Source organism: Rhodococcus sp. SJ-2 (genome assembly GCF_053750035.1).
The window spans coordinates 2,495,655-2,510,306 of the sequence record NZ_CM132340.1; the positions used below are offsets into that span (position 1 = coordinate 2,495,655).

A 14,652-nucleotide genomic window follows, 5' to 3' on the forward strand; every position below is an offset into this window, starting at 1 on the left:
TCGCGGCCATGACACAACCAGCAGATGTGGACGTCGTCGTGGTCGGCGCTGGTGTCGCCGGGATGTATGCGGTACACCGATTCAACCGCGACGGGCTCTCGGTCCGCGGTTTCGAGGCAGGGGACGACGTCGGTGGCACGTGGTTCTTCAACCGGTACCCGGGCGCGCGGTGCGACGTCGAGAGCGTCGACTACTCGTTCTCGTTCTCGGACGAACTGCAGCAGGACTGGGACTGGAGTGAGAAGTACGCGACCCAGCCCGAGATCCTGCGCTATCTGAACCACGTCGCCGACCGTTTCGATCTGCGTTCCGCGTTCACGTTCGGTACGCGTGTGGTGTCGGCCGTGTACGACGAGGACAGCGTCGTGTGGGAGGTGAGCACCGACAGCGGTGAGCGGGTGCGCGCCCGGTTCTGTGTCTTTGCGACAGGAAGCCTCTCGACTGCGAACACTCCAGCGATCCCCGGCAGTGACCGATTCGCGGGCTCTGTGTTCCACACTGCCGCCTGGCCGCACGAGGGTGTCGACTTCAGCGGCATGCGGGTGGGAGTGATCGGCACCGGTTCGTCGGGAATCCAGTCGGTTCCTGTGATCGCTGAGCACGCGGAACATCTGACCGTGTTCCAGCGCACCGCCAATTACTCGGTGCCCGCGGGCAATGCACCGTTGACCGATGAGCAGCGGCGTGAGCACAAGGCGGGGTACGCGGAGCGGCGCAGGTTGTCGCGGCTCAGCGGAGGCGGGTCCCCATTCCATCCGCACCCGAAGGGCGCACTCGAAGTCGGCGAGGAGGAACGTCGTGCCGCCTACGAGCAGCGCTGGAACATGGGTGGTGTCCTGTTCGCGAAGACCTTCCCCGACCAGACTTCGAACCTGGAAGCCAACGACACCGCCAGGGCGTTCGTCGAGGGGAAGATCCGCGCGATGGTCGACGACCCGGAGGTCGCCGATCGTCTGATCCCGAAGGATCATCCGATCGGTACCAAACGGATTGTCACCGATTCGGGCTACTACACGACTTTCAACCGCGACAACGTCTCTCTCGTGGATCTACGCAAGACGCCGATCACCGAGATCACGGGCACCGGGGTTCGTACCACCGAGACGCATCACGATCTGGATGCTCTCGTCTACGCGACCGGCTTCGACGCCCTCACCGGCACACTCGACCGGATCGATATCCGCGGGCGCGGCGACCGGAAGCTGCGCGAGCATTGGCAGGGCGGCCCACGGACCTATCTCGGGCTGGGCGTCGACGGTTTCCCCAACCTGTTCCTCGTCACCGGGCCGGGCAGCCCGAGTGTGCTTGCGAATATGATCCTCGGAGCCGAGGACCACATCGACTGGATCGCCGACGCCATAGCCCACGTCGACATCAACGGCCACCGTGGTCTGGAAGCGCGTGCCGATGCTGTCGACCGGTGGCAGGCCGAACTGGCCGAGCGCGCCGACCGGACGCTGTTCCCACGCGCGGACTCCTGGTACACGGGAGCGAACATTCCCGGCAAGCCCCGCGGTTTCATGTTGTTCATCGGTGGATTCGCTTCCTACCGGGAGATTTGTGCGCGCGTCGCAGAAACTGGGTACGACGGATTCGACCTTGTCGGGAGTCGGAACTTCGACATCGTTGCGGCGGTGACCGAATGACGGGGCGTCTGGACGGCGCCGTCGTTGCGGTGACGGGTGCAGCCGGCGGCATGGGGACGAGTCACTGCGTCCGGATGGCGCAGGAGGGCGCAGACATCGTGGCACTCGATCTTGCCGGCACCGACATCGATTCGGTCGCCGAGGCTGTTGTGCGCACCGGACAGCGATGCGTGACTGCCACTGTGGACGTGCGCGACCGGGCGGCGATGGCCGAGGCGATGGCGTCGGCGTCGGCGGCTCTCGGTCCGCTGACCGCCGTGGTTGCCAATGCCGGCGTCTACGACACGCCCGGTCCGGCGTGGACGATCGCCACCGATGACTGGCAGCGGGCACTCGATGTCAACCTCACCGGCGTGTGGAACACCGTGTCGGCCGCCGAGCCGCACCTGGCCGACGGAGGGGCGGTGGTGATCATCGCGTCCACTGCGGGTTCCAGAGCGATCGCGACGGCCGCGCCGTACAGTGCCGCCAAGCATGCCGTGATCGGACTTGCCCGCACCCTTGCGAACGAACTCGGTGGCCGGGGTATCCGGGTGAATACGGTGCAACCGGGGTCGGTACGCACACCGATGATCATCGATCCGCGGGTGTTCGCGCGGCTGTGCCCGGACATCGCCGACCCGACGGAGACCGACGCCGCGGCAGTCCTCGCCGCACGGAACATCCTGCCCGTCCCGTGGGTGGATCCGGTGGACGTGAGCAACGCCGTGGTGTTCCTCGTGTCGGATGAATCCCGCTACATGACCGGCACGTGCCTCCCGGTCGATGCAGGTCTGACGGAGAAGGTGTGAACGTGACGAAACCGAGTGTGCAGAAACGTAATGCGGGCAGGGTGCAGGGTAGGGTCGCGCTCGTCACGGGCGCGGCCCGAGGAATCGGGCGGGCGCAAGCGGTGCGGTTCGCCGAGGAAGGCGCGGACGTGATCGCGCTGGACCTGTGCGGCGCAGTGGAGTCGGTCGTGACTCCGCCGGCGAGCGTGGACGACCTCTCCGAGACCGCCGAGATGGTTCGTGCCTGCGGCGCGAGAGTACGGACCGCGGTGGTGGACGTGCGAGATCGCGACGGTATGGCCGCTGCGGTCGACGAAGCGGTCTCCGAATGGGGCGGGCTCGACATCGTGTGCGCAACAGCGGGTATCACGTCGTCCGCGCCTGCCGTCGAGCTGTCCGAAGAGCAGTGGCGCACTATGCTCGACGTGAATCTGACCGGGGTGTGGATCACGTGCGCAGTGACCGCCGAGCACCTCGTTGCGCGCGGCGGTGGGGCGATGGTGCTGACGAGCTCGATCGCGGGTCTTCGGGGTCTGGTGGGCGTCGCCCACTACACCGCAGCGAAGCACGGTGTGGTCGGTCTCATGCGATCGCTCGCAAAAGAACTTGCACCGCATGGAGTTCGGGTGAACACAGTGCACCCGACAAATGTCGACACCCTGATGATCCAGAATCCGGCTGTGCGGGCGAAGTTCTGCCCGGACACAACAGAGCCGAGCAGGAAAGAGTTCGCCGAGGCTGCACGCACCATGAACCTTCTCGACGTGCCGTGGATCGATCCGGTCGACGTGGCCAACGCTGCTCTGTTCCTCGCTTCGGATGAGGCCCGCTACATCACGGCGGTGGCGCTGCCCGTCGATGCCGGCAGCACTCAACGCTGAGCACATGACCTACATCGATGCCGGGCCGGTGGTCAGTGGTCTCCGGCGTCGACGCGGCTGAAGCGGACCGGTGGCGGATCGTGGCGCAGTGTCTCACCGATACGACCGGATTCGCAGGCGTCGTCGATCGCGCGCCGCAGCGACGGGCAGGTCGGGTTCCAGCCACCGGGCGTCTGCTCGTGGACGAGCTGAGGGCACACCGTGCGTGCGGGCCACTGCACGCTCGTATGGGCTGCACTGAACTTTTCGACGAACACGGTGGTGCCGCAGCCGCACGACACGGGTTCCATATGATCAGGTCGTTCCATCATGCCTGGTCACGGTACGGACAGAGTGGTTCGGTGTGACCCCCTTTCTCCCGCCCAGCGGACGTGTTCGCTCAGCGGTCGATGAGGTCCTCCGGTTCGCTCGGCGGTTGTTAGGCTCGGATGGATGTCGGATCACCCGGAATATGTCGAGCCTTCGTATCCGTCGCTACCTGCGACGAGCTGGGCTGTGCTCGGCATGCTCTCGTTCGGTGAGGAGCTGTCGGGCAACGATCTGAAGAAGTGGGCGGATTGGAGCATCGGCTTCTTCTATTGGAGCCCGTCGGTCAGTCAGGTGTACGGCGAGCTCAAGAAGCTGGAGAACATGGGGCTCGTGGAGTCGCGCGCGGTCGCGGAGGCAGGTGTGCGCGGACGCCGGGTGTACAGCGTCACGGCAGCGGGCAAAGACGCGGTCGGGGCATGGTCGCGTAGCGCCCCGGTGGAAATCCCGGTCCTCAAGCACGGCGTGATGCTCCGAATGTGGTTGGGTCACCTCAACGACCCCGAACATCTCAAAGAGCTTGTCCGAGCTCACATCGACAACATGGAAGAACTGCGCGATCGCGCAGCACTGCACGCCGAGCATTCGTCACGCGAGCCGGCGTGGGCATTTCCCCGCATGAGCTTGCAGTGGGCGGTCCGCTACTTCGATGCGGAGATCGAACTGTCGCGTACTCTTTTCGGTGAGATCGACCAGGCAGCAAGAGAGTTCGAGCAGGCCCGCCTCACCGGATCGGGCAGCATAGTGCCGCTCGACCCGGGATCGTGGCGCAGTGTCGAGGAGATCGTGATCGGACTTCAGCGCGGGAGCGAATGAGAAGGGGCCGGGGTGAGAAGCTTCCGGAATGCCGCCCAGACGGCGTCGGCGGCCGCGGTGCTTTCAGCGAGCGACGGAAACGACAGGAATCCGTGGAACAGTCCTGGAAAATCCAAGTGCCGCACCGGAACGGAATCCGAGCGTAGCCGCTGCGCGTAGGCGACCCCTTCGTCGTGCAACGGGTCGAGGCCCGCTGTGACCATCACGGCCTGGGGGAGGCCGGTGAGCGTATCTGCGCGCATCGGTGACACGTCCGCTGTGAGTGCGCCGCCTGGTGCGTATTGCTGCCAGTACCACTGCATTGCCGCGCGCGTGTTGTAGTAACCGTCGGCGTAGCGTCGATAGCTGTCGGTGCCGAAGTCGTCGTCGATCACCGGATACAGCAGTGCTTGTGCGCGCAGATGTGGCCCGCCGCGGTCTCGTGCTGCTAGGGCCACCACCGCGGCGAGGTTTCCGCCTGCGCTGTCGCCCGCGACTGCCAGCCGCGCCGGATCGGCGCCGAATTGTGGTGCACGGTCGTGGGCCCATTCGAGCGCGAGATACACATCTTCTGCGGCCGTAGGGGCGCGATGCTCCGGGGCGAGCCGATACTCGACCGAGACCACGACGGAGGCGGTGGCATTGCACATTGCCCGGCAGATCCCGTCGTGCGAGTCGAGATCGCAGAACACGAACCCGCCGCCGTGCGCGAATACGATCAGCGGGGCGGGTGCGGACGTGTCGGGCACGTAGACACGCACTCGTACTCCGGAGCCGATTCGGTGGTCCTCGATGCGGCCGACAGGCTGGGGCGACGGATTCGGTGCGCGGCGTGCGGCCACCGCTGCGCGGGCGGCCGGGCCGGTCATGGTGTGCACTGCGGGAAAATTCGCATTCAGTGTGTCGAGCATCGCGCGGACCGGCGGTGAGGGGGACGTGTGCGGGGCGTCGGTCATGCCGGCTCCATGACCCGGTGCGTACTCCACGCCCGGTTCCGGCCGAGGACGGGGGAGACACCGACGAGTTGGTCCTGGTAGTCGCGCCAGATTCGGGTGGCGGCGGCACGCACAGGGTTGGCGAGGCGATGATCGAACGGCATCGAACGTACCGGACCGCACACCGAGATGGCCGCAACAGGATCGTGTTCCGGTCCGATCGACGCTGCGACACAGCCGAATCCGCGCAGCGATTCTTCCTTCTCGAAGGCGAAGCCCGATTCTCGTACTCGTACGAGATCGGCGTCGTCGAGTGCGGTGGCGGCGAGCATCGCCTTGCCCGCCGCGGTGTGCCGTGCCGGCCGGCGGCCCCCGACCCTGGTGGGTACCGACCCGGCGAGGCGTCCACCGATCTTCTCGAGATAGACGATGTCGGTGTCGTCGAGTACGGCGAGATGGACGACGCAGCCGGTCATCCGATGCAGTTCGTGCAGGACGGGGACGGCTGCGCGGTGCACTCGGTCCTGGTCGAGCGCGATCGATCCGAGTTCGATCAGCCGCATGCCGAGTTCGTAGTCACGCCCGTCGCGTCGCAGCCAGCGCATTCTGACGAGTTGGTCGAGCATGCGGTGCGCCGACGAGCGCGGTAGCCCGGTGCGGCGGACGACGCCCGAGAGGGTCAACCGTCCGGGTCCGTCGAAGGCGTCGAGGACCGAGGACAGTCGGTCGAGGGTTGCTGTGGGCACGGGCGGGTGCGAGCTTTGAACGGTCACGGATGCTCCCTTGCGATCACCAAGCGAATGTGTAGCTTGACGTGGCAATTTCTAATCGAAATAGTGGCACATTCGTTGCGCGAAGGGAAGGGTATTCGTGAATTCGGTCACAAACATGCAGGCCCCGCGGTTCCGGTGGGAACCGCGGGGCCCGACGACACCTCCCGGTGCGGGATCCGCCTACATCGCCGCCAGCGGCTCGCTGCCCGACCAGTCGTGACCCCAATAGCTGTCGGCGGTGATCTCTTCCGAGCTGTAGTGCGCCTCGTCGACCTTCATCCCCTCGGTACCGAACTCGATGTCCCAGCCGCCGGGTGCGCGGGTGTAGAACGAGACCATCTTGTCGTTCGTGTGCCTGCCGAGAGTCGACGAAACGGAGAACCCGTCCTTCACGACACGGTCGAGCGCCTGGCCGACGGCGTCGAGTGAATCCACCTCCACCATCACGTGGATCAGACCCGGCGCGCCCCCGTGCGCGGCGGGGCACAACGCGAGACTGTGATGCCGCTCGTTGATGCCGAGGAACCGGATCCTCATCGGCCCGACCTCCGGCGGAGTGGGCAGACGGAAGGCGCCGCGGGGCAGGAAGCCGAGGGTCTCCGTGTAGAACTCGAATGACGCGTCCGGATCCGTGACCGGCAGTACCACATGGCCGAGCCCTTGCGTTCCGGTGACGAAACGTGCGCCGAACGGTGTGACCACCGGCGAATGATCGAGAACAGCGCCATGGAACACCTCGAGGACCGCACCGCTCGGATCCTGGAACGTGATCACCTCCTCCACGCGCCGAGCGTCGGCCTCCTCGAGAGACAACCGCTTGACGGCGACACCGGCCAGTTCGAGTTTCTCGGTCACGCGTTGCAGCGCAGCATGATCACGTACCTCCCAGCCCACGGCGACAACCTCGTCCGTGTCACCGGGAACGACCACGATGCGTGCGGCGCGTTCGTCCATCCGCAGATACAGCGCGTCGGGGTCGGGTCCGGAACCGGGCGCGAACCCGAGGACGTCGAACGCGAACGTTCGCCAGCGGTCCATATCGTTCGTCTGGACCTTCACGTAGCCCAGAGCTTTCAAATCCGGCATCGAAAAATGCCCTTCCGATGAGATGAGTATGAGTGGGTCGGTCAGATCATTGCCCGCAGAGGACCTTGTGGTTCGACACCGAGGCGACTGAGCGACGACGCGTGGAAGACCGTGCTCGGCACGTGGATCGCGTGGTGCAGTCCGGCGTGCGCATCGCGCCAGAAACGCTGCAGGGGCTTGTCCATGCGCAGAGCGTTGCCGCCGCAGCGGGGGTAGATCTTGTCGATCGCGTTCACCGCACGCCACGCGGCCTGCACCTGGGTGCGCCGCCCCTCGGCGCGTTGCGCGAACGTCGGTGTCTTCCCGGAATCGACGAGGTCCCACATCCGGTCCACGTTCGCCAGCAGTGTGTCGCGGGCGGCCTGCAGGTCGGCGACGGCTTCGGCGATGGCGAACAGGGTGTAGGGGTCGTCCTTGATCGCGGTACCCTGCGCGTTGATCCGGTCGCCCTGATACACCTCGGCGTGATGGACCATCCCTTCGGCGATGCCGACGGTCGCGGAGGTGATGCCGAGGGGGAACATCGTCGACCACGGCATGAGATAGAGCGTCTCGGTGCGCCCGTATCGGCGTACCGCGGTTCCGTCGATCACCTCGTCGCAGTCCATGACCCGGTAGTCCGGAACGAATGCGTTCTCGACCACGACGTCCTTGGACCCCGTACCGCGCAGTCCCATGGTGTCCCACGAGTCCTCGATGATCGTGTAGTCGGTGCGCGGGATGATCACGTGGAGCATGCGCATCGGTTCTTCGGGCTTGCCGTCCGGTGTGCAGGCCAGAGCACCGAGGAACGCCCAGTCACAGTGGTCGGTGCCCGAGGAGAACTGCCAACGTCCGGAGAACGTGTAGCCGCCGTCGACCGGTACGCACAGTCCGCCCGGCATGTACGGCGACGCCATCCACGTGTTGTCGTCCTCGCCCCACACCTCTTCCTGTGCGCGCGGATCGGCGAATGCCAGCTGCCACGGATGGACGCCGACGATGCCGTGGATCCATCCGGCCGACGGATTCAGCGACGCCGTGCGCATCACCGTCTCGGCGAATTCACGAGGATGTGCCTCGTGGCCGCCGTACTGCTTCGGCTGAAGCATCTTGATCGAGCCGGCTTCCTTCATCCGCTTGGCCGTTTCGTCGGCGAGCTTGCCGATGCGCTCGGCTTCCTCACCTTCGGTGAACAATTCGTCGGCCATCGCATCGACGCGGCTCAGTACTTCGTAGGTCATCGGGTGTTCCTGTTCTTGCTGCGGGCGCCGGGTCAGGGCGCGGTGGAGTTGATGACGCGGCCGGCGGCGATGTTCTCGTCGACTTCCTGACGCCAGTTGGAGACCGCGCGGGTGGTGTCGATTTCGAACTCGAAGCGCGTCGTCATGTCGTCGGTGACGTCGGTGACGTCGACGTAGAACTGCTTGTACCAGCGACGGAGCTGATAGACCGGGCCGTCTTCCTCGGACAGCAGCGGATTGTCGATCGGGGCCTTGTTCTTCCAGATCTCGACGTCCTGTTCGAATCCGAGCTGTACACCGTCTGCGAACTGGGCGGCCATACCCGCGGCTGCGTCGTCGGACAATCCGGGCAGCTTCTTCACGATTGCGCCGTACTGCAGCACGAATTCGTCGTTGCTCACGGGATAGTGGCAGTTGATCAGCACGGTGTTGATGGTCATCCCGTTGGCCTGGGATTCGAGCCAGTCGATCATGTACGACGGCCCGAAGTAGGTGGCTTCGGACTGCAACTCGGCATTGGGATCGTCGTAGTTCGTGCCGACGATGACGTCCTCGCGTCCGGTCGAGCGCATGTACTGCGTGGCGGTGTGTCCCTCGAACACGTTCTTGAAATAGCGTGGGAACGAGTAGTGCACGTAGAAGAAGTGCGCCATATCGACGACGTTGTCGATGATCTCCCGGCAGTGGGAACCCTTGATACGGATGGTCTTCCACGACCAGTCCGTCCATTCATCGGTGCCGTAGCCCTCGATGTGCGGAATCGTCACGTCCGCCGGCGGCGGGTTTCCTTCGGGGTCGTTCCATATGAACAGCTGACCGTTGCGTTCGAGAGTGGTCCACGCTCTGGTGCGGGCCAAGGGCGGGACCCGGCGAGCGTAGGGAATGTCGCTGCATTTGCCTTTGCCGTTCCAACGCCAGTCGTGGAATGGGCATGCGATCGAGTCGCCCTTGATGGTGCCCTGTGCCAGGTTGCCGCCCATGTGCCGGCAGTATGCGTCGAGAACGTTGAGTTTCCCCTGGCTGTCGGCGAATACCACGACGCTGGTGCCGAAGATGTCGATCTGGTGGGGCTTGCCGTCGGCGAGGTCGCGAATCAGTCCGATGCAGTGCCATCCGCGTGCGAATCGCTCCGGGGGAGCGGCTGCTTCGATGACGCGGATTTCCTCATCATTCGAGGTGGGTGTGTCGGGTTGGCTGGAGAGTGCGGTCATGCAGGCCTCCGGGGTGGGCTGTGAATGTGATGTATTGCATGGTCCGGAGTGAGGAGAAGCGAAGGGAACCGTGGCTCCCGCTGGGCGGGCGGAAATTCACAGAAGGCATTTCGAATTAGGTTTCCCTAACCTATATTGGGCTGATGGGTGACTCCGTCTCGCTTGGCGAAATTCAGGAAACGCTGCTGATCCCGCTCTACGGACGGGCGCTCGACGCGCGTCGCCGTCACAGCGTGCTCGGCGACCGCAAGGCCGCTGAGCTCGTCGACACCCTCGACTACGACTTCGCCAAGTTCCGCGGTCCGTCGCTGTCGGGATCGGTACTGCGTGCGTCGATCTTCGACGGCTACGTGCGCAGCTTTCTCGCCGAACATCCCGATGGCACAGTCGTAGATCTCGGATGCGGGTTGTCGACAAGATTCGAACGACTCGACAACGGTCGCGTGAACTGGTTCGATCTCGACGTCCCCGACACCATGGAACTGCGCAGGCGTTTCTTCTCCGATTCGGACCGCTACACGACGACTGCGGGTTCGCTCTTCGACACCGACTGGTTCGAGCAGGTCAAGGAGCGTGGCGGGCCCGTCTTCCTGCTGAGCGAAGCGGTGCTCCTGTACTTTCCGGCGGATCAGGTGCATACGGTGCTCGAACGCATCGTGGAGGAATTCCCCGGGGCCGGTATCTCATTCGACACCGGTGGCCGGGCAATGATGAACAGCCAGGACCGCAATCCGGTCTTCAAAGCGGTGCCCGCCCGGATGGTGTGGACGTGCGATGAGCCGCACACGCTCGAACCCCTCGGATTGACGTTGCTCGAATCGAGGACGTTCGCGTCACCCCAATCCGAGGTGGGGCGGACGTGGCCGCTGCGGTACCGGTTGGGACTCAAAGTCTTGCGCTATCTGGTGCCGCCGCCGGTGACCACGTACAAGCTCAACCGTTTCGAGACGGCGCCGGCGAAGTAGGGGGACGGGCCAGTTCAGGTCAGCCGGTCGATGATCTTCTCCCGGAAGTCGGCGATGGGGGCCCGGTAACTTTCTGCGCTGCCCAGCAGATGGTTGTGGTCGCCGGAGTGCGTGCGCTCCCAGTTCGCCCACGGCGACACCATCACACCGGTGACGCCGATCTTCTCGGCCTGTTTGTACAGTTCGAGGGACGGGGTGTCGCGCAGTCCCATGATGATGTCGAACGGTTCGTGCTCGCGTCCGTACTCGCGTCTGAGATCGTTGATGCGCTGAATCCAATGCTCGGCGTCGTCGAGGGTGTAGGCGGTGCCGACCCAGCCGTCGCAATATCGTGCGGCCCGCCGCAGGGCTGCCTTCGATTCTCCGCCGCACAGGATCGGCACCGGTTCGGGCGGATGAGGCTCGATCATCATCTCGGGGATGTCGTAGTACTCACCCTTCCATGACACCCAGCCGCCCTTCCACAGTTCGCGCAGTGCCTGGATCATCTCGTTGAGCCGAGGGCCGCGGTTGTCGAAGTCCTGGCCGAGGAGCTCGAACTCTTCGCGCATCCATCCGGCGGACAGCCCGATCGACACGCGTCCGCCTGCGATCGTTGCTGCAGTGCCGACCTGCTTGGCGACCTCGATGATGGGGCGTGAGGGCGCGATGTAGACGTTGTTCCCGAAGTGCAGGTTCTCGGTGACTGCTGCCATAGCGCCGATCAGCACCCATGCATCCGGCCACTCGGTGTCGGCGGGCCAGAACATCTTGCCACTTTCGTGGCCGGGGTAGATCGTCGTCATTTCCTTGGGAAAGACGAGGTGGTCGGAGATCAGCATGCCGTGGAAACCCGCTTCGTCGAGCATTCGTGCGACCCCAGGCATCTCTGCGGTTTTCATGAACGCTGTGCCGCTCCAGAACTTCATGTGCTCGACTCCTGTGTGGGTGTGCCTGCCAGACGTAAGAGCTCCCGTGACGAGAGTCACTATAGGCGAATATCAGAATTCTGTTCTGGACCGTCGGCCCTGCAAGGCTGCTGAAGCAATTACGTGAACGCCGGGTCTCACCTATTCTGACGGTTGAACCTGATGTGGGAATCATGGATTCCCTGTTGACGTTCGGGTACGCGCGCCAGTAATCTCCGTTCGATCCTGAAAAGTTAACGGCAATTCGCACCAAAAGGTTGCGGCGAGCGACCCTGCTGGGAGACAACATGGAACTTGCGTGGTCAGCGGCCGAAGCCGCATTCAGAGACGAGGTCCGCTCGTTTCTCGATGAGAAGCTGACACCCGAATTGCGTCGTGCCGGCACGCTTGCAACGAGCGTGTACTCCGATCACGAGGCCAGCATGGAGTGGCAGCGGATCCTGCACGAACGTGGCTGGGCCGCCCCCGCCTGGCCGGTCGAGTACGGAGGTTGCGATTGGACGCAGACACAGCACTACATCTTCGGCCGCGAGTCGGTCCTCGCCGGTGCTCCGACGCTGTCGCCGATGGGGATCAGAATGGTCTCGCACGCGATCATCGCTTACGGCACGCAGGAGCAGAAGGACTTCTTCCTCCCCGGAATCCTCACCGGTGAGGTCTTTTTCTGCCAGGGCTACTCCGAGCCGGAGTCCGGGTCGGACCTGGCGTCGCTCACGATGGCAGCGGTCGACGACGGCGACGACCTCATCTTGACCGGCAGCAAGATCTGGACGACGCATGCTACCGAGGCGAACTGGATGTTCGCGCTCGTGCGCACGACGAAGTCCGAGAAGAAGCAGCACGGCATCACGTTCGTGCTGATCGACATGTCCGCGCCGGGCATCGAGATCCGTCCGCTGGTGATGACCTCCGGTGAAGAAGTGCAGAATCAGGTCTTCTTCGACGAGGTGCGGGTGCCGAAGAGCAACGTCCTCGGCAAGATCGACGAGGGATGGTCGGTCGCCAAGTATCTGCTCGTCTTCGAACGCGGTGGCGCAGCCGCAGCGCCCGCCCTGCAGGTGATGGCCGAGCGGATCGCGACGGCCGCAGCAGAGCAACCGGGCCCCTCCGGTGGCAAGCTCATCGACGATCCGTCGTTCTCCGCGGCGCTCGCGGACGCGCGCATCCGCACCGAGGTCCTCGAGATCCTCGAATATCGCACGCTGGCAGCATTGGCGGCGGGAAAGGATCCGGGACCCGCGTCGTCGATGCTCAAGGTGCTCGGCACCGAACTCAGCCAGACGCTCACACGGCTCACGCTCGAAGCAGCCGGTCCTCGCGGCCGCGTCTACCAGCCGCACGCGACGAAGCCTGGCGGCCCGGTCGCGGATTTCGTGCCGCCCAGCGGCGACTACCTCAGTGGCGACGAATGGCAAGCGGTCGCGCCGTTGCGCTACTTCAACGACCGCGCCGGATCGATCTACGCCGGTAGCAACGAAATTCAGCGAAACATTCTCGCCAAAGCAGCATTGGGGCTCTGATGGACTTCGGTTTGAGCAAGGAGCAGGAGCTCCTTCGTGATTCGGTCGCCAAATTCCTCGCGAGCCGGTACGACCTCGGCCGCAGCCGGAAGGCCGCGACCACGGGAGCGGGCTGGCAGCCCGAGGTGTGGCGCGCATTCGCCGACGAACTCGGCATCCTTGGTGCGACTCTTCCCGAAGACGTCGGTGGCATGGGTGGTGGCCCGGTCGAACTCATGGTGGTGGCGGAAGAACTAGGCCGGGCGCTCGTCATCGAGCCATATGTCGACACAGTGGTTCTCGGGGGCGGACTTCTCGGACGCGCAGGGGGCGACCGCGCGAAGTCCGCCCTCGAACGGATCGCGGCAGGCGACGCCGTCACTGCGTTCGCAGCGACCGAGGCGACTTCCGGATACGTACTGCACGACGTCACCACGACAGCGCGGCGTGACGGCGACGAATGGGTGCTCGACGGCGCCAAGATCGTGGTGGGCAGCGCGCCGCTGGCCACCCACATTCTCGTCACCGCGCGTACCGAGGGCGATCGATTCGATACCGACGGGATCTCGCTGTTCCTGCTCGAGTTCGATGCCGCAGCTCCTCCCGCCGGTGTGGCGGTTCACTCGTATCGGACGATCGACGACCGCCGCGCAGCCGACCTCGAGTTCACCGGACTGCGACTCCCCGCCGATGCACTGTTGGGCGAGCAGGGTAAGGCCTGGAGTGCAATCTCCAGGACTGTGGACGAGGCGATCACGGCGATCGCCTCGGAATCCGTCGGACTGATGCGCAAGGTGCTCGCCGACACCGTCGACTACTGCAAACAGCGTCAGCAGTTCGGCCAGCCCATCGGCAGCTTCCAGGTCCTGCAGCATCGCATGGTCGACATGTACATGGAGCTCGAACAGGCCGTTTCTGCGGTGTACCTTGCGGTGTTGCACCTCGACTCCGACGACGTAGGCAGGGCTCGCGCAGTCTCGGCCGCGAAGGCGACAACCAGCCGTGCGGCACGGTTCATAGGCCAGAACGCAGTCCAATTGCACGGTGGGATGGGCATGACCGAGGAACTTGCCGTCGGCCACTACTTCAAGCGGCTGACGGCAATCGAGTACGAGTTCGGCAGCGCCGAACAGCACATCGCTCGATACGCAGAGCTGGTCAAGCCGTAACCTAAAGCCGTAACCACAGCGACGGCGGCCTACCGTGAGGGCGTTTCCCTATTCGAGGGAGCGCTGGACACGGTCGGCCGCCGTCGTCGCATCTTCGTGTTCCCATACCCGCACGACGGTCCACCCCGCCTCGGTCAGTCGTGCATCCGTGTCGCGGTCGCGTCGAACATTCGCCGCGAGTTTGGTGTCCCACCACTCGGCATTGTTCTTCGGGGCAGTCGCATGTAGAGGGCACCGATGCCAGAAGCACCCGTCCACGTAGACAGCAACGTGTCGCCGGGGGAAGACCAGGTCGGCGCGTCGTCGCATACCTGCTATCGGGGCGCGATCGACGAAGAACCGCAGCCCGCGTCGGTGTAGCTCCCGCCGGAGCGCAATCTCGGGTGCCGTGTCGCGGCGACGCTGCCTGCTCATTCGTGCGCGCGTGCGAGCATCGGTGGGCGGTCGGTCGGACGACGCCATACGAACCCCCTGTGCTCGAATCC

15 protein-coding genes are annotated in these 14,652 nt (G+C 64.7%); 7 read left to right on the forward strand and 8 right to left on the reverse strand.

The window, feature by feature from the left end; all coding sequences use genetic code 11:
* Positions 1 to 8 precede the first annotated feature (8 nt).
* Genes ACSYG9_RS11650 through ACSYG9_RS11660 form a run of 3 tightly spaced genes read left to right on the forward strand, consistent with a single transcriptional unit; the run spans position 9 to position 3,297 of the window.
* The gene (locus ACSYG9_RS11650; protein WP_440127296.1) at positions 9 to 1,646 is read left to right on the forward strand and encodes an NAD(P)-binding domain-containing protein; all 1,638 of its coding nucleotides are present in this window, start codon (positions 9 to 11) and stop codon (positions 1,644 to 1,646) included.
* The gene (locus tag ACSYG9_RS11655; protein WP_440127297.1) at positions 1,643 to 2,437 is read left to right on the forward strand and encodes an SDR family oxidoreductase; all 795 of its coding nucleotides are present in this window, start codon (positions 1,643 to 1,645) and stop codon (positions 2,435 to 2,437) included. The genes ACSYG9_RS11650 and ACSYG9_RS11655 overlap by 4 nt, the downstream gene beginning before the upstream one ends.
* Before the next feature lie 17 nt (positions 2,438 to 2,454).
* Complete coding sequence (locus ACSYG9_RS11660) at positions 2,455 to 3,297, forward strand: mycofactocin-coupled SDR family oxidoreductase (RefSeq protein WP_454842942.1); 843 nt, start codon at positions 2,455 to 2,457, stop codon at positions 3,295 to 3,297.
* A gap of 32 nt (positions 3,298 to 3,329) precedes the next feature.
* Here ACSYG9_RS11660 and ACSYG9_RS11665 read toward each other — a convergent pair whose 3' ends face one another.
* Positions 3,330 to 3,608: a hypothetical protein gene (locus ACSYG9_RS11665; RefSeq protein WP_247273605.1), complete on the reverse strand. Its 279-nt coding sequence runs from the start codon at positions 3,606 to 3,608 to the stop codon at positions 3,330 to 3,332.
* A gap of 121 nt (positions 3,609 to 3,729) precedes the next feature.
* Between ACSYG9_RS11665 and ACSYG9_RS11670 the strand changes: the two genes are divergently transcribed.
* Positions 3,730 to 4,419, forward strand: a complete 690-nt coding sequence (locus ACSYG9_RS11670) for a helix-turn-helix transcriptional regulator (protein WP_440127298.1) — start codon at positions 3,730 to 3,732, stop codon at positions 4,417 to 4,419.
* Here ACSYG9_RS11670 and ACSYG9_RS11675 read toward each other — a convergent pair.
* The 5 genes from ACSYG9_RS11675 to ACSYG9_RS11695 all read right to left on the reverse strand — a co-directional run bounded on the left by ACSYG9_RS11675 (position 4,401) and on the right by ACSYG9_RS11695 (position 9,626).
* Positions 4,401 to 5,354 (reverse strand): alpha/beta hydrolase, encoded by a 954-nt coding sequence (locus tag ACSYG9_RS11675; RefSeq protein ID WP_454842562.1) that lies wholly within the window; start codon positions 5,352 to 5,354, stop codon positions 4,401 to 4,403. The two genes, ACSYG9_RS11670 and ACSYG9_RS11675, sit on opposite strands and share 19 nt — an antisense overlap.
* The gene (locus ACSYG9_RS11680) at positions 5,351 to 6,106 is read right to left on the reverse strand and encodes an IclR family transcriptional regulator domain-containing protein (RefSeq protein WP_440127300.1); all 756 of its coding nucleotides are present in this window, start codon (positions 6,104 to 6,106) and stop codon (positions 5,351 to 5,353) included. Before ACSYG9_RS11680 ends, ACSYG9_RS11675 begins: the two co-directional genes overlap by 4 nt.
* A gap of 180 nt (positions 6,107 to 6,286) precedes the next feature.
* Entirely contained in the window at positions 6,287 to 7,192 is a 906-nt protein-coding gene (gene bphC / locus ACSYG9_RS11685) for a biphenyl-2,3-diol 1,2-dioxygenase (protein ID WP_454842563.1), read from the reverse strand.
* A gap of 41 nt (positions 7,193 to 7,233) precedes the next feature.
* Positions 7,234 to 8,415, reverse strand: a complete 1,182-nt coding sequence (locus ACSYG9_RS11690; protein WP_454842564.1) for an acyl-CoA dehydrogenase family protein — start codon at positions 8,413 to 8,415, stop codon at positions 7,234 to 7,236.
* Positions 8,416 to 8,447: 32 nt separating this feature from the next.
* Positions 8,448 to 9,626, reverse strand: coding sequence for a Rieske 2Fe-2S domain-containing protein (locus ACSYG9_RS11695; RefSeq protein ID WP_454842566.1), 1,179 nt, complete (start codon positions 9,624 to 9,626; stop codon positions 8,448 to 8,450).
* A gap of 143 nt (positions 9,627 to 9,769) precedes the next feature.
* On the opposite strand from ACSYG9_RS11695, the gene ACSYG9_RS11700 reads away from it, so the two are divergent.
* Positions 9,770 to 10,591, forward strand: a complete 822-nt coding sequence (locus tag ACSYG9_RS11700; protein ID WP_454842568.1) for a class I SAM-dependent methyltransferase — start codon at positions 9,770 to 9,772, stop codon at positions 10,589 to 10,591.
* 14 nt (positions 10,592 to 10,605) lie between these two features.
* On the opposite strand, the gene ACSYG9_RS11705 is transcribed toward ACSYG9_RS11700, so the two are convergent.
* Positions 10,606 to 11,499: a TIGR03619 family F420-dependent LLM class oxidoreductase gene (locus ACSYG9_RS11705; protein WP_440127305.1), complete on the reverse strand. Its 894-nt coding sequence runs from the start codon at positions 11,497 to 11,499 to the stop codon at positions 10,606 to 10,608.
* 287 nt (positions 11,500 to 11,786) lie between these two features.
* Here ACSYG9_RS11705 and ACSYG9_RS11710 point away from each other — a divergent pair, with 287 nt between their 5' ends.
* Together ACSYG9_RS11710 and ACSYG9_RS11715 are read left to right on the forward strand one after the other, a co-directional pair.
* Entirely contained in the window at positions 11,787 to 13,019 is a 1,233-nt protein-coding gene (locus ACSYG9_RS11710; RefSeq protein WP_440127306.1) for an acyl-CoA dehydrogenase family protein, read from the forward strand.
* On the forward strand, positions 13,019 to 14,167 hold the full coding sequence (locus ACSYG9_RS11715; protein ID WP_454842571.1) for an acyl-CoA dehydrogenase family protein: 1,149 nt from the start codon (positions 13,019 to 13,021) through the stop codon (positions 14,165 to 14,167). The genes ACSYG9_RS11710 and ACSYG9_RS11715 overlap by 1 nt, the downstream gene beginning before the upstream one ends.
* A gap of 48 nt (positions 14,168 to 14,215) precedes the next feature.
* On the opposite strand, the gene ACSYG9_RS11720 is transcribed toward ACSYG9_RS11715, so the two are convergent.
* Positions 14,216 to 14,629, reverse strand: coding sequence for a DNA mismatch endonuclease Vsr (locus ACSYG9_RS11720; protein WP_440127308.1), 414 nt, complete (start codon positions 14,627 to 14,629; stop codon positions 14,216 to 14,218).
* Positions 14,630 to 14,652: the final 23 nt, after the last annotated feature.